Consider the following 22,964-nt stretch of genomic DNA (forward strand, 5'->3'; position numbering starts at 1 on the left):
GCCCGGCAAACAGCTCAAAAAAAGGAGAGACAATAATGAGATTACAAGAGGCCATGATTGGGCTGGTGTTGGTTTGTGCGGCGGGAAATGCCGCAGCAGAGCAATTTCTACCCTATAAGGACCCTACGCGCGTTCAAAACGGTAAAGGTATTTATCAAGAGTATTGTGCCGCGTGTCATGGTCGCGATTTGCAGGGGCAGAAGAACTGGCGCGAGCGGGATCATGAGGGACTGTTGCCTGCCCCACCTCATGATGAAAGTGGTCACACGTGGCATCATGGGGATCTTTTGCTGTTTCAGATCACAAAATATGGGTCTGCCGCCGTCGTTGGTGGGGATTATCAAAGCAATATGCCTGGATTTGCGTCTGATTTGACAGACCAGGACATTTTGGACGTGCTGGGTTTTATCAAGAGCACATGGTCGCAACATGCGGTCGACATTCAAAACGCACGAAATTAGTGTTGCTGGGCCGCAGGCAGAAAAAAACCGGAGTACGAGACCCCGGTTGATTTTAAGAAACTGGCGTATATTCCATTTCACGTTCTCCGGGCACCGGGTCGCGAGGTGGTCTACCAATCACGTCTTTAAGTCCCTCTAGCTCGATAAAGTTGTCCGCTTGGCGGCGCAATTCATCAGAGATCATGGGAGGTTGGCTGCGGATGGTTGATACAACAGAGACGCGGACGCCCTTTCGTTGCAGGCTGGCTATCAGCGGGCGGAAATCCCCATCGCCCGAAAACAGCACAATGTGGTCAACGTGCGGAGCAAGCTCCATCGCGTCCACGGCCAGTTCAATATCCATGTTGCCTTTGACTTTGCGGCGGCCTTGACTATCGGTATATTCCTTCGCCGGCTTGGTCACCATGGTAAAACCATTATAGTGAAGCCAATCAACTAGAGGGCGAATAGGAGAGTATTCGTCATTCTCTAGAAGTGCGGTATAGTAGAATGCGCGCAGCAGTTTGCCACGTCGCATAAACTCGGTCCGAAGGAGCTTGTAGTCGATGTCAAACCCGAGCGATTTGGCCGCCGCATACAGGTTTGAACCATCAATGAACAGCGCAAGCCGTTCGTCCTTGTAAAACATCAAATGTCCTTCCAGTAAAACGCCGCGCCATAATGTCCGTGAGTGTGAAAATACTGGGCGCGACTAACCTTATAGGCTAAAGATTTTTTCCACAGCTTCAAGGGGCACTCCCCCTTGTCATCGGTATGATGGGGTATCCTAAGGGATATAATTTAATGAAAAGACAAAAAAAATTCATTATCGCCTTTGGTGGCAACGCAAATTCCGACCTGGGGTCTCCAGACGAGACAATTCTTTTCGCGCACAAGGCGTTGGCGGCACGCGGCGCAGTCATCTTAAAGGAGAGTAGGCTGTTTCGCACCCCCGCTTTTCCCGCGGGGGCGGGGCCGGATTTTGTCAATTCCGCGGCCCTGATTCGGGCGAATCACTCGCCTGACGACATGCTGGATTTGTTGCATCAAATTGAGGCCGAATCTGGGCGCGTCCGAGAGGTGCGTTGGGGCGCGCGAACGCTTGATATCGATTTGATTGCGCAGGATGAAACCGTTCTGCCAAATGAAGCGCAATATCGCTATTGGCAGAGCCTGGATCTGTCACAACAGCAAGTTGAAACGCCGGGTGAACTGATTCTGCCACATCCGCGTTTGCAAGATCGCGCTTTTGTGCTGATTCCTCTGTTGGACATCGTTCCAGACTGGGTTCACCCGGTTTCCGGGCTATCTGTGGCTGAAATGGTTGCAAACTTACCAAAAAGTGAGCGCGAAGAGGTGATTGCCCTGTGACTATGTGCTTGTAACTGACGTGATTCCAGCCTAAGTACTCGGTTTCTGATCCCGTCCTGACAATGGAGTGCCCCGATGGCCCGCGTCACCGTAGAAGATTGCGTCGATAAGGTTCCGAACCGTTTCGAGCTGGTTATGCTTGCAGCGCATCGTGCGCGTGAAATTTCTGCGGGTTCCGCAATCACGATTGAACGTGACAACGACAAGAACCCCGTTGTTTCTTTGCGCGAGATTGCAGATGAGGCTCAAACCGCGGATGAGCTGCGCGAGCGTCTGATCGAAAGCAATCAGAACCAGATCGAAGTTGACGAGCCTGAAGAAGACTCGATGGCATTGTTGATGGGTGCTGAGACCGCTGACAAACCTTCTGATGATGATATGTCAGAAGAGAAGTTGCTGCGCGCGTTGATGGAAGCTCAAGGCCAGGGCTAAGCCCTGGGGGATAGAGAAGGCACTACATGATTCCGGCTGACGATCTGGTCGAACTTGTCAGGGCCTATAACCCCAAGACGAATGAAAAACTGATCCGCGAGGCCTATGATTTTGGCCTCGAGATGCACGAGGGGCAGTACCGCCACTCTGGCGAGGCCTATTTTTCGCATCCCATCGAAGTTGCAGCGATCTTAACAGAGCAACAACTGGACGATGCGACCATCATCACCGCCCTATTGCATGATACGATCGAAGACACCAAAGCGTCCTATTCAGAAGTAGCGCGACGGTTTGGCGAAGAGAACGCATTGTTGGTAGACGGTGTGACCAAGCTGACCAATTTGCAGCTGTCGTCAACTGAAACCAAACAGGCCGAAAACTTCCGCAAATTGTTTATGGCCATGTCCAAAGACCTGCGGGTGATTTTGGTTAAGCTGGCGGACCGATTGCACAATATGCGCACCATTCGTGCGATGCGGCCGCAAAAGCAAATTCAGAAAGCCCGCGAAACCATGGATATCTATGCCCCCTTGGCTGGGCGCATGGGCATGCAGTGGATGCGCGAAGAGCTAGAGGATTTGGCGTTTAAGGTGCTGAACCCGGATGGACGTGCATCGATTATTCGCCGCTTTATCACCTTGCAAAAAGAAACCGGCGACGTGGTGCAACGCATCACCGGCGATATGATTCAGGTGCTAGATAAAACAGGCATTCAGGCTGAGGTGATCGGTCGCGCCAAGAAGCCCTATTCGATTTGGCGCAAGATGCAGGCCAAAGATCAGGGCTTTTCGCGACTGTCTGATATCTATGGGTTCCGGATTGTAACCGCAGACGAGAATGATTGTTACCGGGTTCTTGGGGCCATTCATCAACGTTGGCGCGCTGTGCCGGGGCGGTTCAAAGACTATATCAGTCAGCCAAAATCAAACGGATACCGCTCTATTCATACAACGGTTTCCGGGCGTGACGGACGACGTGTCGAGGTTCAGATCCGAACACGGCAAATGCACGATGTGGCGGAAACCGGGGTGGCAGCGCATTGGTCTTACCGCGATGGGGTGCGGGGCGAGAACCCCTTTGCTGTAGATCCGGCGCGCTGGATCAGATCGCTGACCGAACAATTTGACACCGAGGAAGATCACGCCGACTTCCTTGAAGCGGTTAAGCTGGAGATGTATCAGGACCAAGTGTTCTGCTTTTCGCCCAAGGGTGATGTGGTTAAACTGCCGCGCGGGGCCACGCCAATCGACTTTGCCTATGCGATTCATACACGGATCGGCAACGCCTGTGTTGGTGCCAAGATCGACCATATTCGGGTGCCTTTGTGGACGCGGATCAAAAATGGTCAGTCCGTAGAGATTATCACGGCGGTTGGGCAGATGCCGCAAGCGACGTGGCTGGACATTGCGACAACCGGCAAAGCCAAATCTGCCATTCGCCGCGCCCTGCGGGAACTCGATCACGAGCGCTTTGCCAAGCTAGGGTTTGAGCTGGCGCGGGCGGCTTTTGAGCACGTGGGTAAAAAGCCCACGGAAAAAATTCTGGATATGGCGGCGAAACAGATGCGGTTGGAAGACCGCGAGACGCTTTTGGCGCGGCTGGGCAGTGCGGAAATCAATGCCCATGAAGTTGTGCAGGCGGTTTTTCCTGAATTGGCCCCGGACGACAGCGACGAGGTGGCCGCCGAAGCTGCGGTGATTGGATTGTCTTCGGATCAAAGGTTTGATCGCGCACCATGCTGTGAACCCTTGCCCGGCGAGCGCATTGTTGGCATCAGCCACAGAGGCCACGGTGTGGTTGTTCATGCAATCGATTGTGACAACCTGACCAATTACGAAGATCAACCCAATCGCTGGTTGGATTTGCATTGGCAGGTGGGCCGGCACAAGCCGGTTTATGGAACCACATTGGATCTGACTATTGGTAATGATGCCGGTGTGTTGGGCCGGATCTGTACGCTGATTGGTGAAAACCAAGCCAATATTTCTAACCTTGAGTTCACCGATCGAAAGCCCGACTTTTATCGCCTAAAGTTGCATGTGGAATTGCGCAACACCGAGCATTTACACTCGCTTATGCTGGCTTTGCAGGCCGAAAGCGAAGTGGCTGCTATTGAACGTTTCCGGGATCCTAGCCTTGGCAGATTGCCATATGCGGCCAAGGAATAGGGGACGCTTTCGTGGTATTTAAGCGCCGGGACAGACGACCTATCCTACAGATTGTATTGGATTTCTTCTGGCCACGCGGCGGTTGGGGGCGGGCGTTTCATTACGTGAGACATCGGTTGCGGCGGTTGCCGGGTTCGCCAGAACGTATTGCACGCGGCATTTGGGCTGGGGTGTTTGCGACCTTTACCCCGTTTTATGGCATGCATTTTGTGATAGCCGCATTGGTGGCGCGTGCGGTGCAGGGTAATTTGCTGGCGGCCTTATTGGGCACCTTTTTTGGCAACCCGCTGACTTATCTGCCCGTCGGTATTATCTCTTTGAAAACAGGTCATTTTTTGCTGGGTACAACCTTTGAAGAAGGGGAAAAAAGCACTCTGGTCAGCAAGTTTGCTGGGGCGGGGTTGGATTTTTTTCACAACATCATGGCGCTGTTCACCGATGCAGAGATGGATTGGCATGGGCTTTCAATCTTTTGGGACGAGGTCTTTTACCCCTATTTGATTGGTGGAATTTTGCCCGGCATTGCCGCCGCGACAGTGGCCTATTACCTGACTGTGCCGGTTATTCGGGTGTATCAAAAACGCCGCGCCAAGAAAATTCAGGCGAAATTTGAAGCACTTAAGGAGAAGGCCCGCTTGGCGAGCGCGCAGGTTGCTGAGACGTTTGAGAGTCATTCTGACGAACCCTAAAAAAATCGGTTTCAGTTTTTGAAACAACCCCGTAGTTTCAGGCGAAATCTTATGTCGGGAGCCTGTAATGCTGCGTTTGGGTGTGAATATTGATCATGTTGCCACGGTGCGGAATGCCAGAGGTGGGGCCTATCCTGATCCGGCGCGTGCAGGCGCGCTGGCGCAGGCCTGTGGTGCGGATGGCATCACTGCCCATCTGCGCGAAGATCGCCGGCACATCATGGATAGCGATATAGATAAGTTGATGGAAACATTGACTATTCCTTTGAATTTCGAAATGGCAGCAACCGATGAAATGCAGGCAATTGCCCTGCGTCATAAACCGCATGCTGTCTGTATTGTGCCGGAAAAACGCGAGGAAAAGACCACCGAGGGTGGGTTAGAAGTCGCGCGCGAGGAAAACAAACTGGCGCATTTTATCGCGCCTCTGCGCGATGCGGGGTGTCGGGTTTCGATCTTTATTGCGGCAGACAGGCCGCAGATCGAAGCCGCGCATCGGATTGGGGCCGAGGTGATTGAACTGCACACCGGGGCCTATTGTGACTTTCATGCGGAGGGAAAATTTGATGAGCGAGATCAAGAGGTTGCCAGACTGACAGAGATGGCGACATTTGCGCATTCTCTGGGCTTAGAGGTGCATGCTGGTCATGGTTTGACCTATGACACCGTGCAGCCGATTGCCGCCATTCCCGAGATCAAAGAGCTGAATATCGGTCATTTTCTGATGGGCGAAGCGATGTTTGTGGGCATGGAAAACGCCATCAAAGAAATGCGCCGCTTGATGGATGCAGCGCGCAGCGTTTAGATTTGTTTAATTGTACAATTTGTACGTTTCAGGCGTTGAAACGTACGATTCGCTGCGGCACCGCATAAGGTGATGGGAAACATGATGTTGGGTCCGGAAATTCTGTTGGTGGTTTTGGCCTGGGGCATCGCCGGAGGCACGCCTGGTCCAGCGACCTTGGCGATATCTGGCACCGCGATGGGGGCCGGACGTACGGCAGGGGTTGCGATTGCCTTGGGCATTGTTGCGGGATCGGCCAGTTGGGGTATCGCCGCGGCTTTGGGCATGGGAGCTGTGATGCTGGCCAATGCCTGGATGTTTGAGGTGGTCCGCTATGCGGGAGCAGGCTATTTGTTGTTCCTGGCAATAAAGTCGCTGAAATCTGCGCTTCGGCCAAAGGCCTTAACCATCAAACCTCAGTCAAACGAACGGTTGTTCGTCAAAGGCTATCTGATTCACATCACAAATCCAAAGGCGATTTTGGCCTGGGGGTCGATCTATGCAATTGCATTGCCCAAAGGGGCGGGCATGGCAGAGATTTGGCAATTGTTCGCCATGCTGATCACCATGTCGACATTTGTGTTTGTGGGCTATGGGATCCTGTTTGCCCTGCCTTCGGTTTCACGGCGCTATATTGCAATGAAACGTTGGTTTGATGGCATGTTCGCGGCTTTGTTTGGGGCGGCGAGTTTAAAAATTCTGACGGCGCGATTGGAGATGTAATGCGGTGGACACTGGGTGCAGTTCTGTCGGTCGTGATGTCTCCGGTTTGGGCACAAGAGGTTGTGGACTGTGACTGGCATGCACGGGCGGATGCCATCGTGGAGCCTTGGGAGGTCAATACCCGCAGATTTGCAGGTGGAGATGTGCGCTTGGCGTTGCTTGATACCATCGAACCTGCGGCTGGGGCGTTTCATATATTGGTTTTGTCACCGCCTTACGACGAGCTGGGCGGCCGCCAGTGCAAAACGATAGGCGTATCAGCTGGGGTTGGGTTTTCTGGAGCGGGATTTGAAACGTTGACTGCTAGGTATGACCCAGCGGTTGGTTTGAGCTTTGCGATGGAGGTTACAACCTATGACCCGGAATATGAATTTCTATCAGGCACATTGATTATTACCTTAAACCAAGCGACCGGGGCGATTGAGGCGATGTTAGAATGATTTTGGGCATCGGATCTGATCTGGCAAATATCGAGCGCATTCAGGGCACGTTGGATCGGTTTGGCGACCGGTTCAAGACGCGCGTGTTCACCGAAATCGAACAGCGCAAAGCGGAAAATCGTAAGGATGTTGCGGGCACCTATGCCAAACGTTGGGCCGCCAAAGAGGCGTGTTCCAAAGCTCTGGGTACTGGGCTTGCGATGGGCATCAGCTGGAAAGACATGGCGGTGACCAATCTGCGTACGGGTCAGCCGGTGATGCAGGTCACAGGCTGGGCCAAAGACCGGTTGGACGCGATGACGCCTGCAGGCCATTGCGCGATCATTCATGTGACACTGACAGATGATCATCCATGGGCGCAGGCCTTTGTGGTGATCGAGGCCACGCCGATCGTCGACACAAGCGCGGGTTCGGCTTGACACCAGGCCTAAGCCTGCGCATGTAACCCCCATCCCAAACCGGAGAGATACCAATGGCGTCCGAAGCCAAGAAAAAAGACAACGGCATTGTTGAGACCGTAAAAACAGTTGTTTATGCCTTGTTGATTGCTGGGATATTCCGCACGTTTTTTTTCCAACCGTTTTGGATCCCGTCAGGGTCGATGAAAGACACACTTTTGATTGGTGACTTTCTGTTTGTGAACAAAATGGCCTATGGGTTTTCCTATGCGTCTTGTCCCTCGATCCGCCCCCTGGGCATTGATGCGGGTAAGCTCTGTGGCGTGCTGGATGGTGATAACACCCGAATTTGGGGCGGCGAACCCAAGCAGGGGGATGTTGTTGTATTCCGTCATCCGGTGACCGGCGATGATTTCATCAAACGCTTGGTGGGTCTGCCGGGCGATACTGTGCAAATGAAGAATGGTGTGCTGCATTTGAATGGCACAGCAGTAAAACTGGAACACGGCGGCTTGTTTGAAGAGATTTCTGCACCTCAGGGTCCTGCGGGCAACTTGCCACGTTGTGAAAACGGGCCGGTCGGCAATGGTGGAAAATGTGTCAAAACGCGTTTGATCGAGACATTGCCAAACGGTGTGAAACATTCGATCCTGAACATTGAAAACGGCTATGTCGACAATACCGGCGTGTTCACGGTGCCAAGCGGGCATTACTTCTTTATGGGGGATAACCGCGATAACTCGACTGACAGCCGCGTGGCCCAGCAAAACCGGGGCGTTGGCTTTGTGCCTTATGAAAACCTGATTGGTCGGGCGGACCGCATAATGTTTTCTTCGGCAGGCCGGTCAATGTTTGCCTTTTGGACCTGGCGCAGTGATCGCTTCTTTAAGGGGATCGAGTGAAACTTTCTGCTGAGCTCAAAGCATTAGAACAGCGGCTGGGGCATCAATTTGGTGCCCCTGAACTGTTGGTGCGCGCTGTTACCCATTCATCGATGTCTTCGGCGACGCGGTCCGATAACCAACGGTTGGAGTTTTTGGGCGACCGAGTGCTTGGGCTGGTTATGGCAGAGGCCATTTTGGACCATGATAAGGTTGCAACCGAAGGCCAGTTGGCACCGCGCTTTAATGCGCTGGTGCGCAAAGAGGCCTGTGCGGATGTGGCGCGCGACATCGATTTGGGGGCGGCGCTGAAACTGGGCCGCTCGGAAATGCTGTCAGGTGGGCGCCGCAAGCAGGCCTTGCTGGGCGACGCCATGGAAGCGGTGATTGCCGCAGTCTATCGCGATGCCGGCTTTGACGTGGCCCGCGACCTGATTTTGCGGCTTTGGGGCAAGCGCGTCACCACGGTTGAAGACGATGCGCGCGACCCCAAAACATCCTTACAGGAATGGGCGCAGGCCCGGGGCTTTCAGCCGCCTAAATATGAGCTGGTGAAACGCAGCGGGCCAGATCACGCCCCTGTCTTTACCATTGCAGCTCGCCTGGAAAATGGTGAAGCTGAAGAAGCGACCGCAGGAAGCAAACGGCAGGCGGAACAAGCCGCGGCCAAAACCCTGCTGACCAGATTGGAGAGCGCATGACCCGCGCCGGATTCGTTGCCTTGATTGGCGAGCCTAATGCAGGCAAATCAACCCTGACCAACCGCATGGTGGGCGCCAAAGTATCTATTGTCACCCATAAGGTACAAACCACGCGCACTCGTATTCGTGGCGTTGCCATGCAGGGAGAGGCGCAGATCGTGTTTGTGGACACGCCGGGCCTGTTCAAACCGCGCCGCCGACTGGATCGCGCGATGGTGGCGGCCGCTTGGGGCGGGGCCGCAGATGCGGATGTTGTGGTGTTGATGGTTGAGGCGCATCGCGGCATCACCGAAGGGGTTGAGCGCATTCTTGAGGGTCTCGCAGAGGTTGGCGAGGGGCGTAAAGTGGCGCTGGCGATCAACAAGATCGACAAGGTGGCCACCGAAAAGCTGTTGGGGCTGACCAAGGAGCTGAACGCGCGTTACGGCTTTGTCGAGACCTTTATGATCTCTGCGGAACGCGGCCATGGCACCGATCAATTGCGCAAGTGGTTGGCGGCTGAGCTGCCAGAGGGGCCGTGGCTCTATCCCGAAGATCAAATCGCCGATCTGCCAATGCGCATGATTGCGGCGGAAATGACCCGTGAAAAACTGACGCTGCGCCTGCATCAAGAACTGCCCTATCAGATGACGGTGGAAACTGAAAAATGGGACGAGCGCAAAGACGGCTCCTGTCGCGTGGATCAATTGATCTATGTGATGCGCGATGGGCACAAGGGCATTGTGCTGGGCAAAGGTGGCGAGACCATCAAAGCAGTTGGCAAGGCCGCGCGTGAAGAACTGGAAGAATTTCTGGGCCGCAAGGTGCATCTGTTTTTGCAGGTTAAAGTACGGCCGGGTTGGCTGGAAGAGGCTGAGCGCTATTCTGAAATGGGACTTGATTTCAAAGACGGCAATTGATGGCGCGGCTGACGGCAGAATTCTGGGTGCAGGCCTATCTGGCGCGGCTGCGGTTTCAGGGCATTCCGGCCTTTGTGGTGGCCCATGGCGATGACACGGCGGGGGCTGTTTTGGTCAAGTTAAATACGCTGGATGGCCAGGCCCGCGCGTTTCAGCGCAGCTTTGATCTGATGAGCGGCGCGCGCACCTGGGCGGTGCTGTCTGAAGGCATCGAGGCGGATGTGGATGGTGCAGTGGCCAAACAACGGTCGTTTGATCCAGACCTCTGGGTGATCGAAGTCGAGGATCGCGCCGGGCGCCACCTGCTTGATGAGTCTGGTCTGGCGGATTGAAGACGCAGATTTTGAGTATTTATAGAAAGATGAAGCTTATGGGTTTGTGCTTGATCTAAATACCCATTTGCGCCCTGTCAGCTTTACACCATAGGGTGTTTTTATGGACTGGCGCGACCAAGGCATTGTTGTATCGACACGCAAACACGGCGAAAACTCCGTGATTCTTGAGGTGTTTACCCAGGAACATGGACGCCATGCCGGTGTGGTGCGCGGGGGGACTAGCCGAAAAATGACGCCGATTTTGCAGCCCGGGGCGCAGGTGGATCTGCGCTGGCGCGCGCGGCTTGAGGAGCATATCGGATCCTTTCAGGTGGAACCGCTGCGCAGCCGGGCGGGTGCTTTGGCGGATCGCTTTGCCTTGGCCGGTCTGAATGCGGTCACCAGCTTGTTGGGCTTTTGCCTGCCCGAACGCGTGCCGCATCAGGCGCTGTATCAGCGTACGGTTTTACTGCTGGATTTGCTGGGCCAGAACGAGATTTGGCCCCTAGGGTATCTGCGTTGGGAAATGGCCCTGTTGGAAGACCTGGGGTTTCAGCTGGATCTTTCTGCTTGCGCGGTGACCGGCGCGCGCGACGGCCTGGTCTATGTGTCGCCCAAAACCGGCCGCGCCGTGACAGCGGCGGGGGCGGGTGATTGGGCGGATCGATTGTTGCCTTTGCCGCCGGTGATGCTGGGGCAAGGGGCGGGTGAGGATGCCGAGGTTTATGCCGCGCTGGGCGTGACCGGATATTTTTTGGAAACCAAGCTGGCGCAAAGCCAATCGCTGCGGGCCTTGCCCGAGGCGCGGGCGCGGTTTGTGGATAAGCTTAGCCGTCGTTTGGGGTCATAGATTTGCGAAACACCATGTCTTGGCCGTCCTCATTGCTGAGGATCAGCGTGTCGCCCAAGACTTCGGCAAGGGTCATATCGTTGAGGGCCGCAAAAAATCGCTGCTCTGCTGTCAGGTCGTTGCAGGCGCGTTTGGTAGAGACAATGGCAGACAGGCTAAACCAAGGGTAGGGGGCCGATTGTGTGGCTGAGAACCCATTGCAGGGCGCGTGACCTTTGACCCGGCCGTCTGGCAAAAAGCGGAGCGAGGCCTTGGCCGAGAACGCCGCCCCCTGAAGGCTGGTCAAGTGCCACGTCACATCCGCAGCGCCATAGGCCGTCAGGGTTTCATCCGTTTGGCAGGCCGCACAAAGCGCCAGTAAGGCCGGGCAGAGTTTTTTCATTCGGTTTCATAGAGCGCCAAGATCAAATCGATTAAGGTGCCCATCGCCTCGACATTAGGGGTGGCATCGCGTGTGGTGAGATCTTGCATGCCAATATAAGCCCCGTAAACCAAACGGGATAGGTCGCTGTTGGTTAGGCCGATTTCCGCAAGAATGTCGGCAATATAGCGCATGCGCCGCGCATCCACCCGTTGGATGGCTTGGGCGACGGTACTGTTTTCCCGGGACCAGGCGCGCATGGCGGGCTCGGTGCCATCGCCGCCAAATTCCTTGGGGGTGCCGGCAGCGGCAACATTGCCAAGCGCACGCAGGCGTTTGACTGGGTTGGTCTCGGTCTCTAGCTCTGCTGTGACGTCCTCAAAGGCGCGGGCTTCCCAGAGGGCCAGCATCGCGGCGTGAAAACTCGGCACGTCCGCAAAGTGCCAATAGAACGAGCCTTTGGTGGTGCCAAGGGCCCGCGCAAGGGGTTCGGCCTTGAGCGCTGCGGGGCCATGAGAACTGAGCGCGCGGAAGCCCGCAGCCAGCCAGTCTTCGGAAGAGAGTCGATTCTTTGCCATGCTTATGGCGTAAGGGGCGTTGGGGCACAGAGCAACCTAGGAATTTGCAGTTGCAGCATTCTTGCGCCGAAGTGCGATGTTGCACCACAGGGTGGCTTCGCATTTGGTTACCAGCTGTTGGTCTTAAAAGAGAGGTTGGCCGGCGTGGCGCTGTGTTTGCCTTCTGAAAACTCTGCGACCTTGGCAGCAAAGCTCTTGAAGTAGTCTTGGCTTTGCACGTGTGACAGGGTTTCAGCGCTGTCCCAGCGGCCCCAGTGCAGCCGGGTTTTGCCATCATCAGCGATGGCAACCTGATAGTTGAACTGCTGGGCCTTTGGGTCTGCGTTGAGGGCAGTGATGAATCCCTGGATCGCGGCGCGCCAAGGGGCTTCGTCGCCGTCGTATTCATAGCGAATGGTGATGCTGCGCATGGGGTGCTCCTTTATTTAACGGAATTGTTAAATAATACAGCAGAGCACGTGCATTTCAAGGGGTTTGTGTGAAGCGGGGAGGTGCAAAACCGCAAAAGCCCCGCGTCTGGCGTGCAGGCGCGGGGCTTTGTCGATGGTTTCGGGTCAACCCAACAGGCGTCTTGCGATGACCTGTGCCTGAATTTCCGCGGCGCCTTCAAAGATGTTCAGAATGCGGGCGTCACACAGGATGCGGCTGATTTCATATTCCAGTGCAAAGCCATTTCCTCCGTGGATTTGCAGACCGTTGTCGGCGGCAGACCAGGCCACACGCGCCCCCAAGAGTTTGGCCATGCCAGCCTCGAGGTCACAGCGTTTGTCGCGGTCTTTTTGCGCGGCAGAGAAATAGGTGAGCTGGCGGGTGACCATGATTTCGACGGCCATCATCGCCAGTTTGCCAGAGACACGTGGGAAGTCGATCAGGGATTTTCCAAATTGCTTACGGTCGATGGCGTATTGCATCGACACGTCCAGTGCGGCCTGCGCCACACCCACCGCACGGGCAGCGGTTTGGATACGGGCGCTTTCAAAGGTCTGCATCAGCTGTTTGAAGCCATTGTTTTCCTCGCCACCCAGCAGGTTTTCTTCTTTGACTTTAAAGCCATCAAAGGACAGTTCGTATTCTTTCATGCCGCGATAGCCGAGCACTTCGATTTCGGTGCCGGTCATGCCCTCTGATGGGAAAGGGTTTTCATCGGTGCCCGGTGTTTTTTCCGCGATGAACATCGACAGGCCTTTGTGGTTGTCGGTGCTGGAATCGGTGCGCGCCAAAAGCGTCATGATCTGGGTGCGAGCGGCGTGGGTGATCCAGGTTTTGTTGCCGGTGATTTCATAGCCGTCGTCGGTTTTCACCGCGCGGGTGCGCAGGGAGCCTAGGTCAGAACCGGTGTTGGGTTCTGTAAAGACGGCTGTTGGCAAGACTTCACCGCTGGCGAGCAGGGGAAGCCATTTTTGTTTTTGCTCTTCGGTGCCGCCACACAGGATGAGCTCGGAGGCGATTTCGGGGCGTGTGCCCAGTGAGCCAACGCCGATATAACCGCGCGACAGCTCTTCGGTCACCACAACCATCGAGGCTTTGGAGAGGCCAAAACCGCCGTATTCTTCGGGCAGGGTCAGGCCAAAGACGCCCATTTCCGCCAACTCTTGGATGATTTCAATCGGAATAAGCTGGTCTTTGAGGTGCCATTCATGCGCGTGCGGAATGACCTTTTCCACGGCATAACGGCGGAATTGCTCGCGGATCATTTCCAGCTCGTCATCAAGGCCAGAGGTGCCGACAGTGATATTGGCGGATTGCTCTTGCATCAATTCGACCAGACGGGTGCGGGCCGCTTGGCTGTTGCCTTGATTGCAGAGTGTCATGATGGCGGGTTCCATCAAGCCGCGCTGTTCGTCCTGTGACAGGCCGATGTCTTGCAGACGAATGATTTCGCCCTGGCTCATTGGGATGCCACCATAAATCTGCCAGAGGTATTCGCCAAAGGCGATTTGGTGGATCAGCTGTTCAACTTCGCCGAATTTTCCCTCGGCCTGCATACGCTCGGCCCAGTTTTGCATTTGACGCAGCGCCTGCCCATAGGTGGCCAACCACGAAAGGCCGTGCGCGGCGGTCTGGTTGGCTTCGACCTTGGCACCGGAAATGCGCCCATCCACCAGCATTTCGGCACGCAGTTTGTCGGTGGCAGTCTGTACCAATGCTTCGACCGGAGGAACGGCGGTGGCCGTCAACTGAAGCAAATCAGCGAGGATTACGGGTTGTGTCATTGCAAGCTCCTGTCCGTCATGGGCCATGAATCAAATCCTTATTATGCTGCACTGTGACATAATCACTTTGCAGGTGCAGCGCAACAAAAATACAAAACCGCCGGAAATTTGCTTCAATAATTGCGCGTATAATTTTTCGCGCGCGGGACATAGCGGGTTTTGATGTGTTAAGGATGCAGGATTTGGATCGGACTAGCGTGGGCTGCGGGCGCGTTCCGCGCGAAACAGCAACATCAGCCCCAGCATCAGGAAGAACAAACCCGAAGTGTCGCCGATGAAGAAGGCAAAATAGTCCAGCAATGGACTGCCAAACGCCATGTTGGTCAGAATGCCGCCAATGATGCCTGCGATGATTCCCACGATCATGACACAGGGCCAGCAGGGCGCGATATTTGACCGAAGGCGCGCATCAAAGCCAAGTTTGGCGGCCAGAAAAAACACCGTGGGGGCGGTCAGGACGGAAATTGCGATGCCCGACAAGCGGCTGGCGGTGAAAACACCGTCGCCAGCAAGCAAGTAATAGGTCAGAAACACGCCGGGCAGCAGCGCATAGACTGACCGCCAGCCTAGCAGCCAGGCAGACAGAACGCGCACGCCGTGCGGCAAAAACAACAGGCTGGCGCTGCTTGAGAAATCGGGAAAAAACATAGCCTGCACAGGCATCAAAATCTCGAAAGTCATGAAGAATGCGGCAACATAAACCGCAGAAGCGGTCAATGTTTCCAAAAATACTGACTTTAATTTCAATGGATTGCCTTGCAGAAATAGAGGCCTATGCGCGCAGATTGTTAACCGTATATACGCCACGACGTGACAAAGCGCTTTGCGACAAATAGCCTTTGCTGACCAAAGATTTCAAGGCACGGAAGAAGGTGGGTCTTGAAACATTTTTCATCAATGTATGGGCCAATAGGCCGGTTGTGCGCACGCCAGAGCTTTGCGCGGACAGGTCATTGGCGGCATAATAAATGTCGCGTTCTACCGCAGACAGATCTTCGAGACCCAATGCTTGTTCCATGCCCATCAAGAGCTTTCGCAGTTCCGCTAGTTTTGAAATATCAGTCATAGTTACCTGGCTTTACACGTACATCTGCTGCTTTTTTTGGCACATTTGGTTTCAAAAATATACCTCTAAAGTCTCAAAATTTGTATGAGTGTTTAATAAAATGACACTTTTGTGACGGATTGAGCGGAAATTCGGCCAATTGATTCTTAAATTCCCGGAATTGGCGATTCAGGTCCTGTATGAAGGCTTTGGATGTGTGGCGCAAAGGCAACGGGGAAATGCGCAGCCACCAGTGGATCGTGGCCGGGAATGATCAGCGCTGGGCGGCTGGCAAGCTTTTTAAGGGTCGCGAAGCCATCCAGCATATTCTGCAGATCAACCACAATCGGAAAAGGTTTTTCAGCCAGAAAGTTTTCATAATAATGCGCGGCATCAGAGGCCAGCACCAACCATCCGGTTTGGGTTTTGACCCGCACGCACTGCAGCCCACGTGAGTGACCACCGATGCAATGCACGCTTAGGCCGTCGCGAATTTCAGCAGTGCCGTCATAAAAACAGAGCTTGCCCGCATAAAGCCGTTTGACCGCGTCGCAGATATGGCCCGCGGTGAAGGGCGCGCGCAAAGTGTCGTGGCACATGCAGGGGCCGGTTGCAAAGGCCATCTCGGCGGATTGAAGATGAAGGCGGGCGTTGGGGAACATGTGCAATCCGCCCGCATGGTCATAATGCAGATGGGTGACGATCACATCGGTGACGGCTTCGGGGATGATGCCCAGCGGCTTTAGGGCGTCGCGCGGATCCATCAGGATGGGACGGTTGCGCGCCTTGGCCTCTGTTGTGTCATAGCCGGTATCCACCAGAATGGTTTCAGCCCCGCGCCGCAAGACCCAGATGAAGTAATCCATGTCATGCGGGGCATCGTGGTTGTCATCAAAGATAAAGCTGTCAGCCCGCGTGCGGCTGTTGCGGTCAGCATATTTGACCGAATAAACTTCCCAATCACTCACCGGTGGACCTCGTGGAATAGTTTGATGGTTTTCTCTGCGATCATGGATTGAACCGCAGCGTCGAAGCTTTGAAAGTGGTCGCTTTGCAGATGGGTGTCAAATGCGGCGCGATCTTTGTAGATTTCATATAGGAACACGGTGTTTGGGTCGTTGCCGCGACAAACGTCAAAGACAAGACAGCCGGGTTCTTCGCGCAGTGAGGTTTGGGCGTTTTGCAGCATCAGGGGCATAAAATCCCCTGATGCGCTTGGATGTAAGGTGAAGGTTACTGTTACCACATACATCAGACAAATTTGCCTTTCATCCAGGTAAAGCTGCGCTTGGCGGCGGGGAATTGAGCCAGGATCAGCGCGATATTGAGTGTGAGCAGAATCGCGGCACCGGGGCGCGAGATAAACACCGACATATCGCCGTCTGAAATCAGCAACGAGCGGCGGAAGGTTTCGTCAAACATGCCCCCAAGGATGACGCCGATCACCAGCGGGGCAATCGGATAGCGCATCAGGTTCATGAAAAAGGCCACAAGTCCAACACCCAGCATCAGGTATAGATCGTTGATACCGCCACCCACCGAAAAGCTGCCGATGGTGGTCAGGACCATGACAATCGGCAAAAAGATGGTTTGCGGGATGCGCAGGATCTTGATGAAGATCTTGGCAGTGAACAGCCCCATGATGAACATGGTCAGGCTGGCCAGAACCAGAATGGCAACCACGCGCAGAATGATCGCCGGATCAATGGTAGGGCCGGGGATGATGTTGTTGATCTTGAAAGCGCCCATCAGGGCCGCAGCAGGGGGGGAGCCGGGGATGCCAAGCACCAAAAGCGGGATAAGCGCGCCGCCGATACAGGCATTGTTGGCTGTTTCAGAGCTGAGCAGACCTTCGAGGCTGCCTTTGCCGAATTGATCGCCTTCTTTAGAGACGGTTTTGCCGACTCCGTAGCTGACCCAGCCAGCCACATCTTCGCCCACGCCGGGCAAAGCACCCACGCCGGTGCCGATGACACCCGAGCGGCCGATGGTGGGCAGATAGCGTTTCACGGTTTTCAAATTCGGAACAATGCTGCCTTTGAGTTCAAGCAGTTTGCCCGCCTCGATATGGCGCATGCCTTCGATGATCTGCGGGATCGCAAAGGCCCCCATCAGGACGGGCACAACTTGAAACCCGGACAGCATGTATGACCAGCCAAAAGTGTAACGCGGTTCTGATAACAGCGGGTCAAGTCCAACCATGGCCATGGCAAGGCCAACAAGGCCGGCAATCCAGCCTTTGATGACCAGATCTTCGCTCATCAATGTGCCGGAAAGCAGGATACCAAAGAGGGCAAGTAGGGCTTTTTCCGGGCTGGCGATGTTTTTGGAAACCAGCAGCAGCAACCAGACAAAGATCAGCAGGGCAAAGGTGCCAATAATGGTGCCGATAAAGCTGGCGGTTGTGGTCATGCCAAGCGCTTCGCCGCCACGACCAGCCTTGGCCAGCGGATAGCCATCCATGGCCGTGGCCGCACTGGCGGCGGTGCCGGGAATGTTCAGCAATATAGAGGGGTAAGAGCCACCATAGATCGCGCCAACATAGGCCCCAAGCAGGGCAATCAGCGAGTAATCCAGTGGGATTTTGTTGCTAAAGAAGCCGGTGAGGATCGTGACCGCCAAGGTGGCTGTCAGGCCGGGCAGGGCCCCAAAAGTGATGCCCAGAAAAACAGAGGTGATCAGGTAAATATAAGTGAGCGGGTCGACCACAAGGTCCACCATCGCAACCCCAAAACCGGCCAGCTGTGAAAAGACGAATTCCATGTTACCGGCTCCAGAGCGGTTTGAGGTTTACGTAGTAGTTGTATTCGATCTGGCTAAAGATCAGGCCGGTGCGGTTTGGCACATTTTGACGGAAGCCAAAGGCCATGGCGCAGACCAGAATAAACGGTGCTAACACGCTGAGCAGGGGCACAAGCCGCGCTACCTTGTCGGATTTGGATTTGGCGAGAGACACCAGAACAAGACCGATCCAGAGCAGCAAAACCACCCAATCGTCACCATGGGCTTTCCATTGGGACTGGGGCAGATGCGTGACAAAGGCATAAAGCCCAGCGGCAAAGACAAAGAGAGACGAGGTGACCATGCGGTCCCGGTGCCCGCCGCGATACCCATAGATCAACGCGGTGATCAAAAGCGCGGAGCTGATGATAAAGTCGACCCGTGGCACCAGCCCCACAATATAGCCGGTTAAAATGGCTGCAATTGTGGTAAAGCGCAGCGCTTCGTTCTTGTCCCAGCCAAGCCCAATAGAACTAAGCGCGTGCTGTGCCCCACCGGCTTTGATGGCAATGACAAACAGCACAATGGACAGCACAAGCATGCCGCCAAAAATGCCCAGCGGCACCAGCGCGGCGGAATTGAACCAATCCGCGCTGACGCCTGCTCGGTTTGCGCCAAACAGTGGAATTTGTGATGTTTTCCAAAGAAAAAACAGAGATAGGAAGAAAAGGCCTATCGCTGACCAGAAATCGCGGGCCCGCAGCACCGTGATGTCGTCTGAATTATCCAAAGTGTTCTCCCCAAATAGAAAAGGGCGCCACAGGGGCGCCCTCGTCACTGATTGTGATTAAGGCTTGGCGATGCCAAGAGACATTGGATCAACGGTTGCTGCACCCAGATCTTTCAAAGTGTAGGCAAATGTTGCTTCGAGTGTTTCAAACAATTTCTGTGCTTCTTCACCATATTGTCCACCCACATCATAGTTGTTGGCAGAGGCCCATGTTGCAACGGTGTCAGAGGCGATGGCCATTTCAAACGCTGCGCCAAGCTTGGCTTTGACGGCGTCATCCGCAGAGCTGTGGACTGCAAAACCAATGGCCTGTTTCAGCGGCAGATACTTGTCCAGACCTTCATAGGCTGAGAAGGCAGACGGCACGGTTTTGCCTGCAATTTCAACAGAGTCTGGTGTCAGCATTGCCAGTGGCTTCAGTTGACCACCTTCGATCAAAGCCGCTTGTTCTGCCAGCGAGGTCACAACCAGCGCAACTTCGCCCGCCATGGCGGCTTCTTGGCCAGGTGCAGAGCCTTTATAAGGCACGAATTTGAATTCGGCACCCGCGCCCTGTTGGATGGCCAGCAGGTTCAGGTGGTGAATGGAACCGGCCCCGGATGCGGCCGCAGGAATTGTGCCAGGCGCGGCTTTGGCCGCATCTACCAGTTCCTGGATGGTGTTATAGGGGCTGTTGGCTGGCACTGAGATCAGGTCAGGAGAGCCACCGACGATGAAAGGATACCAGTAATCAAACTTTTGATCCCAGCCGCCTTGGACCGCTGCGGTCACATTGGATTCTGAGAGACCGACCAAAGTGTAGCCGTCGTCGGCCTGATTCTGCACATAAACCATGCCGTTTGACCCGGCGACGCCACCGGTTTGGTTGATCACGTTGATCGAGACCGGCAGGTGTTTTTCCATTTCGGCCATGATCATGCGGTTGATGGTGTCGGTGCCACCGCCTGCGCCCCATACAACAGCCGTTGTAATGTCGCGGTACGGGTATTCTTGGGCTGTGGCAGCGGTGCCGAAACCTGCAACCACTGCGGTCACAGCTGCGATTCTGCTCAGTGTGAATTTCATTTTGTCATTCCTCCCAAAGGTAATGCGTTTTGTGTTGCATTTAATTGCGTATGCGTTAATTAATGCATTGTCAACTTTTGGATCAAAAAATCCACACACAAACCAAAACCAACCGGAAGGAAGTGGTGGCGATATGGGAACTACATTTGAGATCGCGGTATTTGAGGGAGACGGCATTGGCCCAGAAATTACAGGCCCAACGGTCGATATCCTGCGCCGTATGTCAGATGCCTCTGACGCCTATGCGCTGACATTCACCGATGCTCCGGCGGGGGCCGCGCATTACGCGAAAACCGGCGAATCACTGCCAGAGGCATCGATGGACATTGCCCGCCGGTCTGACGCGATTCTGTTGTCGGCCATGGGGTTGCCGGAGGTGCGCTATGCAGATGGGACGGAAATTTCACCACAAATTGACCTGCGCAAAGCGTTGACGCTTTTTGCGGGTGTGCGTCCGGTGACGGTACGGGCGGGGCAAAATACCCCGTTGAATATGCCCGAGGGCAAAGAGATTGATTTTGTCCTGATCCGCGAAAGCACTGAAGGGCTGTTTTATACCCAAGGCAGCGGCGAAGTGACAGAAAACGAAGCGCGCGAAACGCTTTTGATCACGCGGGATATTTCGGAAAAACTGTTCAAGTTTACCTTTGAGCTGGCGCAAAACCGTAAAAACGCCGGGCGTGGAACAGGGCGTGTCACCTGTGTTGACAAGGCCAATGTGTTCCGAGCATTTGCCTTTTTCCGCGAGATGTTTGACGTTGAAGCCAAGAGGCACCCAGAATTGTCGGCTGACCACGCTTATGTGGATGCGACCGCGCTTTGGATGGTGCAGAAACCTTGGGATTTTGATGTTTTGGTCACCGAAAACATGTTTGGCGATATCCTTTCTGACCTTGGCGCTGGGCTGATGGGCGGGCTGGGATTGGCACCGTCTGCAGATATTGGCTTGGAGAATGCGGTATTTCAGCCTTGTCATGGTTCTGCGCCTGACATCGCGGGACAGGGTCTAGCCAATCCACATGCGATGATTTTGTCGGCGGCCATGATGCTGGATTGGTTGGGGATCAAACACGACAACCCAGCCTTATTGGCAGATGGCAAACGTCTGCGCGAGGCGGTCGAGAACGTGGTTGCGGACGGCCGGGTTTTGACGCGTGATCTTGGCGGGTCCGCAGGCACGCAAGACGCGGCTGCGGCGGTCTTGGACAGTTTGTTTGTGGCATGAGTTTTGAACGCAACATCAGAGTAGCCTGTGTGGGTGCGGGCTATTTCAGCCAGTTCCACTATGGCAGCTGGGCCCGTATGGCGCGTGTGGATCTGGTTGGATCCTGCAATCGAGAGATCACGAAGGCACAGGCCACGGGCCTGCCGGCCTATAATGATCTGGAGGTGATGATTGCCGAGCAGAAACCAGATCTGCTGGACATCATCCTGCCCCCGGTGGCCCATGCCGCCACTATACGACAAGCCTTGGCGCAGGGCATCAAATGGATGATCTGTCAAAAGCCGTTCTGTCAGGATCTTGCCGAAGCGAAAGCGATTATTGCCGAAGCAGAGGCGGTCGGGGCCACCATTGTGGTGCATGAAAACTTTCGGTTTCAGCCGTGGTATCGCGCCATCAAAGATCTGTTGGACGGCCAGCGGATCGGCACTTTGCAACAGGCGACCTTTCGGTTGCGTCCGGGCGACGGTCAAGGGCCCGAGGCCTATTTGCAGCGGCAGCCGTATTTTCAGGATATGCCAAAGTTTCTGGTGCATGAAACCGCGGTGCATTGGGTGGATACCTTTCGGTATCTGTTGGGCAACCCCACGGCTGTCTACGCGGATTTGCGCCGGATGAACCCGGTGATTGCCGGTGAAGACGCGGGCTATATCCTGTTTGACCACCCAAATCAGGTGCGCGCCCTATTTGATGGCAACCGCCACCTTGACCATGCGGCGGATAATTTGCGTCGCACAATGGGCGAGGCGATCTTTGAAGGCACCGAGGGGGTGATCGCGCTTTACGGCGACGGCAGTGTGACTTTGCGGCGTTTTGGCAGCACCGATGAAGCACAGATAAAAGCGGCGGATACCTGGGACGGATTTGGCGGTGATTGCGTTCATGCCTTGCAAACCCACGTTATTTCAGGCTTGTTTGGGGAAACGCAGTTGGAAAACCAAGCTTTGGACTATATCAAGGTTATTGAGATTGAAGAGGCGATTTATACCTCTGCACGGATCGAAAAGAAAATCGCTCTGGGGGACACTTGAACCAAGCCGCATCCAAATCTTTGTCAAATTCACAGCGCGCCTTGCGCGAGCTGCGTAAAATGATTTTTTCAGGCGAATTGGCCGGCGGAACGGATCACCTTGAAAGCGAATTGGCCGAACAATTGGGCATGTCGCGTACGCCGGTGCGCGAAGCGGCGCTTACATTGGAAAACCAAGGACTGCTAGAGCTGCGTCCGCGCAAGGGGGTGCGGATATTGCCTCTGTCCCCAAGCGATATGCGCGAGATCTATGAAGTGCTGACAGAGCTGGAAAGCCTGGCGGCTGAGCAAGCGGCCAAACGCGGCTATGACGCCGCGGCGCTAGGTAATCTTGCGCGGGCCATTGAGGATATGGATCTGGCGATCGCCGAACAGGCGCTAGAGGCTTGGGCCGAGGCGGATGACCGTTTTCACGCGGAATTGGTGCGCTTGGGCGGCAACAGCCGGGTGAATACCATATTTCATATGATGAACGATCAGGTGCGGCGCGCGCGTATGACAACATTGTTCATTCGTCCGCTGCCGACAAAGTCAAACGCGGACCATCGTGCGGTTTATGAAGCCATCAAGAATGGCGACGCACAGACGGCACGCACACGGCATCGCGAACATCGTCAGCACGCCAAAGATATATTGATAGAGTTGATCGAGAAGCACCGGTTGAGCCGCCTTTAAGGCGCTGCTGTGGGACCGAGAGGGACGTTTTGCAGAGTGATCTAAGTGTTTTCCCCATCGCATAGGCCGGGTTTGACCAAGTGAAGTCACGTGTCGAACGTTAGTGGCTTGTCAACAATTTGCGGCTCTATTAAGCATCGTTTCGAGACGTGCAACAATTTGCCTCACTAATTT

The 22,964-nt window shown here is 54.8% G+C and carries 29 protein-coding genes; 17 read left to right on the forward strand and 12 right to left on the reverse strand.

Annotation, left to right across the window (positions count from 1 at the left end; translation table 11 throughout):
* Window positions 1–35: 35 nt before the first annotated feature.
* On the forward strand, window positions 36–461 hold the full coding sequence (locus ABXG94_RS11785; protein ID WP_353534388.1) for a c-type cytochrome: 426 nt from the start codon (window positions 36–38) through the stop codon (window positions 459–461).
* A 52-nt stretch (window positions 462–513) separates the two neighbouring features.
* On the opposite strand, the gene ABXG94_RS11790 is transcribed toward ABXG94_RS11785, so the two are convergent.
* On the reverse strand, window positions 514–1,089 hold the full coding sequence (locus tag ABXG94_RS11790; RefSeq protein ID WP_353534389.1) for a LabA-like NYN domain-containing protein: 576 nt from the start codon (window positions 1,087–1,089) through the stop codon (window positions 514–516).
* 155 nt (window positions 1,090–1,244) lie between these two features.
* Between ABXG94_RS11790 and folK the strand changes: the two genes are divergently transcribed.
* From folK to recO, 13 genes are all read left to right on the forward strand, one after another.
* Complete coding sequence (gene folK / locus ABXG94_RS11795; protein WP_353534390.1) at window positions 1,245–1,811, forward strand: 2-amino-4-hydroxy-6-hydroxymethyldihydropteridine diphosphokinase; 567 nt, start codon at window positions 1,245–1,247, stop codon at window positions 1,809–1,811.
* A gap of 75 nt (window positions 1,812–1,886) precedes the next feature.
* On the forward strand, window positions 1,887–2,243 hold the full coding sequence (gene rpoZ, locus ABXG94_RS11800) for a DNA-directed RNA polymerase subunit omega (RefSeq protein WP_353534391.1): 357 nt from the start codon (window positions 1,887–1,889) through the stop codon (window positions 2,241–2,243).
* Between the two features lie 26 nt (window positions 2,244–2,269).
* Window positions 2,270–4,411, forward strand: coding sequence for a RelA/SpoT family protein (locus ABXG94_RS11805; protein WP_353534393.1), 2,142 nt, complete (start codon window positions 2,270–2,272; stop codon window positions 4,409–4,411).
* Window positions 4,412–4,422: 11 nt separating this feature from the next.
* Window positions 4,423–5,100: a DUF2062 domain-containing protein gene (locus ABXG94_RS11810; protein ID WP_353534394.1), complete on the forward strand. Its 678-nt coding sequence runs from the start codon at window positions 4,423–4,425 to the stop codon at window positions 5,098–5,100.
* Between the two features lie 67 nt (window positions 5,101–5,167).
* On the forward strand, window positions 5,168–5,905 hold the full coding sequence (locus ABXG94_RS11815; protein ID WP_353534395.1) for a pyridoxine 5'-phosphate synthase: 738 nt from the start codon (window positions 5,168–5,170) through the stop codon (window positions 5,903–5,905).
* A 72-nt stretch (window positions 5,906–5,977) separates the two neighbouring features.
* Window positions 5,978–6,607 carry a LysE family translocator gene (locus tag ABXG94_RS11820; protein ID WP_353534397.1) on the forward strand — a complete coding sequence of 210 codons (630 nt, stop codon included), beginning with the start codon at window positions 5,978–5,980 and terminating at the stop codon, window positions 6,605–6,607.
* A complete protein-coding gene (locus ABXG94_RS11825) occupies window positions 6,607–7,047 on the forward strand; it encodes a hypothetical protein (protein WP_353534399.1) in 441 nt (146 codons plus the stop codon). Before ABXG94_RS11820 ends, ABXG94_RS11825 begins: the two co-directional genes overlap by 1 nt.
* A complete protein-coding gene (gene acpS / locus ABXG94_RS11830) occupies window positions 7,044–7,466 on the forward strand; it encodes a holo-ACP synthase (RefSeq protein ID WP_353534401.1) in 423 nt (140 codons plus the stop codon). Before ABXG94_RS11825 ends, acpS begins: the two co-directional genes overlap by 4 nt.
* Before the next feature lie 53 nt (window positions 7,467–7,519).
* Window positions 7,520–8,347, forward strand: a complete 828-nt coding sequence (gene lepB / locus ABXG94_RS11835; RefSeq protein ID WP_353534403.1) for a signal peptidase I — start codon at window positions 7,520–7,522, stop codon at window positions 8,345–8,347.
* Entirely contained in the window at window positions 8,344–9,027 is a 684-nt protein-coding gene (gene rnc, locus ABXG94_RS11840; RefSeq protein WP_353534405.1) for a ribonuclease III, read from the forward strand. The genes lepB and rnc overlap by 4 nt, the downstream gene beginning before the upstream one ends.
* On the forward strand, window positions 9,024–9,926 hold the full coding sequence (gene era / locus ABXG94_RS11845) for a GTPase Era (protein WP_353534406.1): 903 nt from the start codon (window positions 9,024–9,026) through the stop codon (window positions 9,924–9,926). Before rnc ends, era begins: the two co-directional genes overlap by 4 nt.
* Window positions 9,926–10,258, forward strand: coding sequence for a DUF1491 family protein (locus ABXG94_RS11850; RefSeq protein ID WP_353534407.1), 333 nt, complete (start codon window positions 9,926–9,928; stop codon window positions 10,256–10,258). The genes era and ABXG94_RS11850 overlap by 1 nt, the downstream gene beginning before the upstream one ends.
* 103 nt (window positions 10,259–10,361) lie before the next feature.
* On the forward strand, window positions 10,362–11,090 hold the full coding sequence (gene recO / locus ABXG94_RS11855) for a DNA repair protein RecO (protein ID WP_353534409.1): 729 nt from the start codon (window positions 10,362–10,364) through the stop codon (window positions 11,088–11,090).
* On the opposite strand, the gene ABXG94_RS11860 is transcribed toward recO, so the two are convergent.
* From ABXG94_RS11860 to ABXG94_RS11910, 11 genes are all read right to left on the reverse strand, one after another.
* Complete coding sequence (locus ABXG94_RS11860) at window positions 11,068–11,472, reverse strand: META domain-containing protein (protein WP_353534411.1); 405 nt, start codon at window positions 11,470–11,472, stop codon at window positions 11,068–11,070. The two genes, recO and ABXG94_RS11860, sit on opposite strands and share 23 nt — an antisense overlap.
* Window positions 11,469–12,029 carry a TetR/AcrR family transcriptional regulator gene (locus ABXG94_RS11865; protein WP_353534412.1) on the reverse strand — a complete coding sequence of 187 codons (561 nt, stop codon included), beginning with the start codon at window positions 12,027–12,029 and terminating at the stop codon, window positions 11,469–11,471. Before ABXG94_RS11865 ends, ABXG94_RS11860 begins: the two co-directional genes overlap by 4 nt.
* A 107-nt stretch (window positions 12,030–12,136) precedes the next feature.
* Window positions 12,137–12,439: a hypothetical protein gene (locus ABXG94_RS11870; protein WP_353534414.1), complete on the reverse strand. Its 303-nt coding sequence runs from the start codon at window positions 12,437–12,439 to the stop codon at window positions 12,137–12,139.
* A 144-nt stretch (window positions 12,440–12,583) separates the two neighbouring features.
* Window positions 12,584–14,269 carry an acyl-CoA dehydrogenase family protein gene (locus ABXG94_RS11875; RefSeq protein WP_353534416.1) on the reverse strand — a complete coding sequence of 562 codons (1,686 nt, stop codon included), beginning with the start codon at window positions 14,267–14,269 and terminating at the stop codon, window positions 12,584–12,586.
* A gap of 165 nt (window positions 14,270–14,434) precedes the next feature.
* Entirely contained in the window at window positions 14,435–14,989 is a 555-nt protein-coding gene (locus ABXG94_RS11880) for a hypothetical protein (protein ID WP_353534418.1), read from the reverse strand.
* A 25-nt stretch (window positions 14,990–15,014) separates the two neighbouring features.
* Window positions 15,015–15,308, reverse strand: coding sequence for a hypothetical protein (locus ABXG94_RS11885; RefSeq protein ID WP_353534419.1), 294 nt, complete (start codon window positions 15,306–15,308; stop codon window positions 15,015–15,017).
* A 146-nt stretch (window positions 15,309–15,454) separates the two neighbouring features.
* Window positions 15,455–16,255: an N-acyl homoserine lactonase family protein gene (locus tag ABXG94_RS11890; RefSeq protein WP_353534421.1), complete on the reverse strand. Its 801-nt coding sequence runs from the start codon at window positions 16,253–16,255 to the stop codon at window positions 15,455–15,457.
* Window positions 16,252–16,539 (reverse strand): putative quinol monooxygenase, encoded by a 288-nt coding sequence (locus tag ABXG94_RS11895; RefSeq protein WP_353534423.1) that lies wholly within the window; start codon window positions 16,537–16,539, stop codon window positions 16,252–16,254. Before ABXG94_RS11895 ends, ABXG94_RS11890 begins: the two co-directional genes overlap by 4 nt.
* Window positions 16,539–18,050, reverse strand: a complete 1,512-nt coding sequence (locus ABXG94_RS11900; protein WP_353534425.1) for a tripartite tricarboxylate transporter permease — start codon at window positions 18,048–18,050, stop codon at window positions 16,539–16,541. The genes ABXG94_RS11895 and ABXG94_RS11900 overlap by 1 nt, the downstream gene beginning before the upstream one ends.
* Window position 18,051: 1 nt before the next feature.
* Complete coding sequence (locus ABXG94_RS11905; RefSeq protein ID WP_353534427.1) at window positions 18,052–18,798, reverse strand: hypothetical protein; 747 nt, start codon at window positions 18,796–18,798, stop codon at window positions 18,052–18,054.
* 57 nt (window positions 18,799–18,855) lie between these two features.
* Window positions 18,856–19,863, reverse strand: a complete 1,008-nt coding sequence (locus tag ABXG94_RS11910; protein ID WP_353534429.1) for a Bug family tripartite tricarboxylate transporter substrate binding protein — start codon at window positions 19,861–19,863, stop codon at window positions 18,856–18,858.
* A 133-nt stretch (window positions 19,864–19,996) separates the two neighbouring features.
* On the opposite strand from ABXG94_RS11910, the gene ABXG94_RS11915 reads away from it, so the two are divergent.
* Genes ABXG94_RS11915 through ABXG94_RS11925 form a run of 3 tightly spaced genes read left to right on the forward strand, consistent with a single transcriptional unit; the run spans window position 19,997 to window position 22,790 of the window.
* Window positions 19,997–21,088 carry an isocitrate/isopropylmalate dehydrogenase family protein gene (locus ABXG94_RS11915; protein WP_353534431.1) on the forward strand — a complete coding sequence of 364 codons (1,092 nt, stop codon included), beginning with the start codon at window positions 19,997–19,999 and terminating at the stop codon, window positions 21,086–21,088.
* Window positions 21,085–22,116 (forward strand): Gfo/Idh/MocA family protein, encoded by a 1,032-nt coding sequence (locus ABXG94_RS11920; protein ID WP_353534432.1) that lies wholly within the window; start codon window positions 21,085–21,087, stop codon window positions 22,114–22,116. The genes ABXG94_RS11915 and ABXG94_RS11920 overlap by 4 nt, the downstream gene beginning before the upstream one ends.
* Window positions 22,113–22,790, forward strand: coding sequence for a GntR family transcriptional regulator (locus ABXG94_RS11925; RefSeq protein ID WP_353534433.1), 678 nt, complete (start codon window positions 22,113–22,115; stop codon window positions 22,788–22,790). Before ABXG94_RS11920 ends, ABXG94_RS11925 begins: the two co-directional genes overlap by 4 nt.
* The last annotated feature ends 174 nt before the right edge of the window (window positions 22,791–22,964 follow it).

The sequence above is a fragment of the Cognatishimia sp. WU-CL00825 genome (genome assembly GCF_040364665.1).
Classification (GTDB): domain Bacteria; phylum Pseudomonadota; class Alphaproteobacteria; order Rhodobacterales; family Rhodobacteraceae; genus Cognatishimia.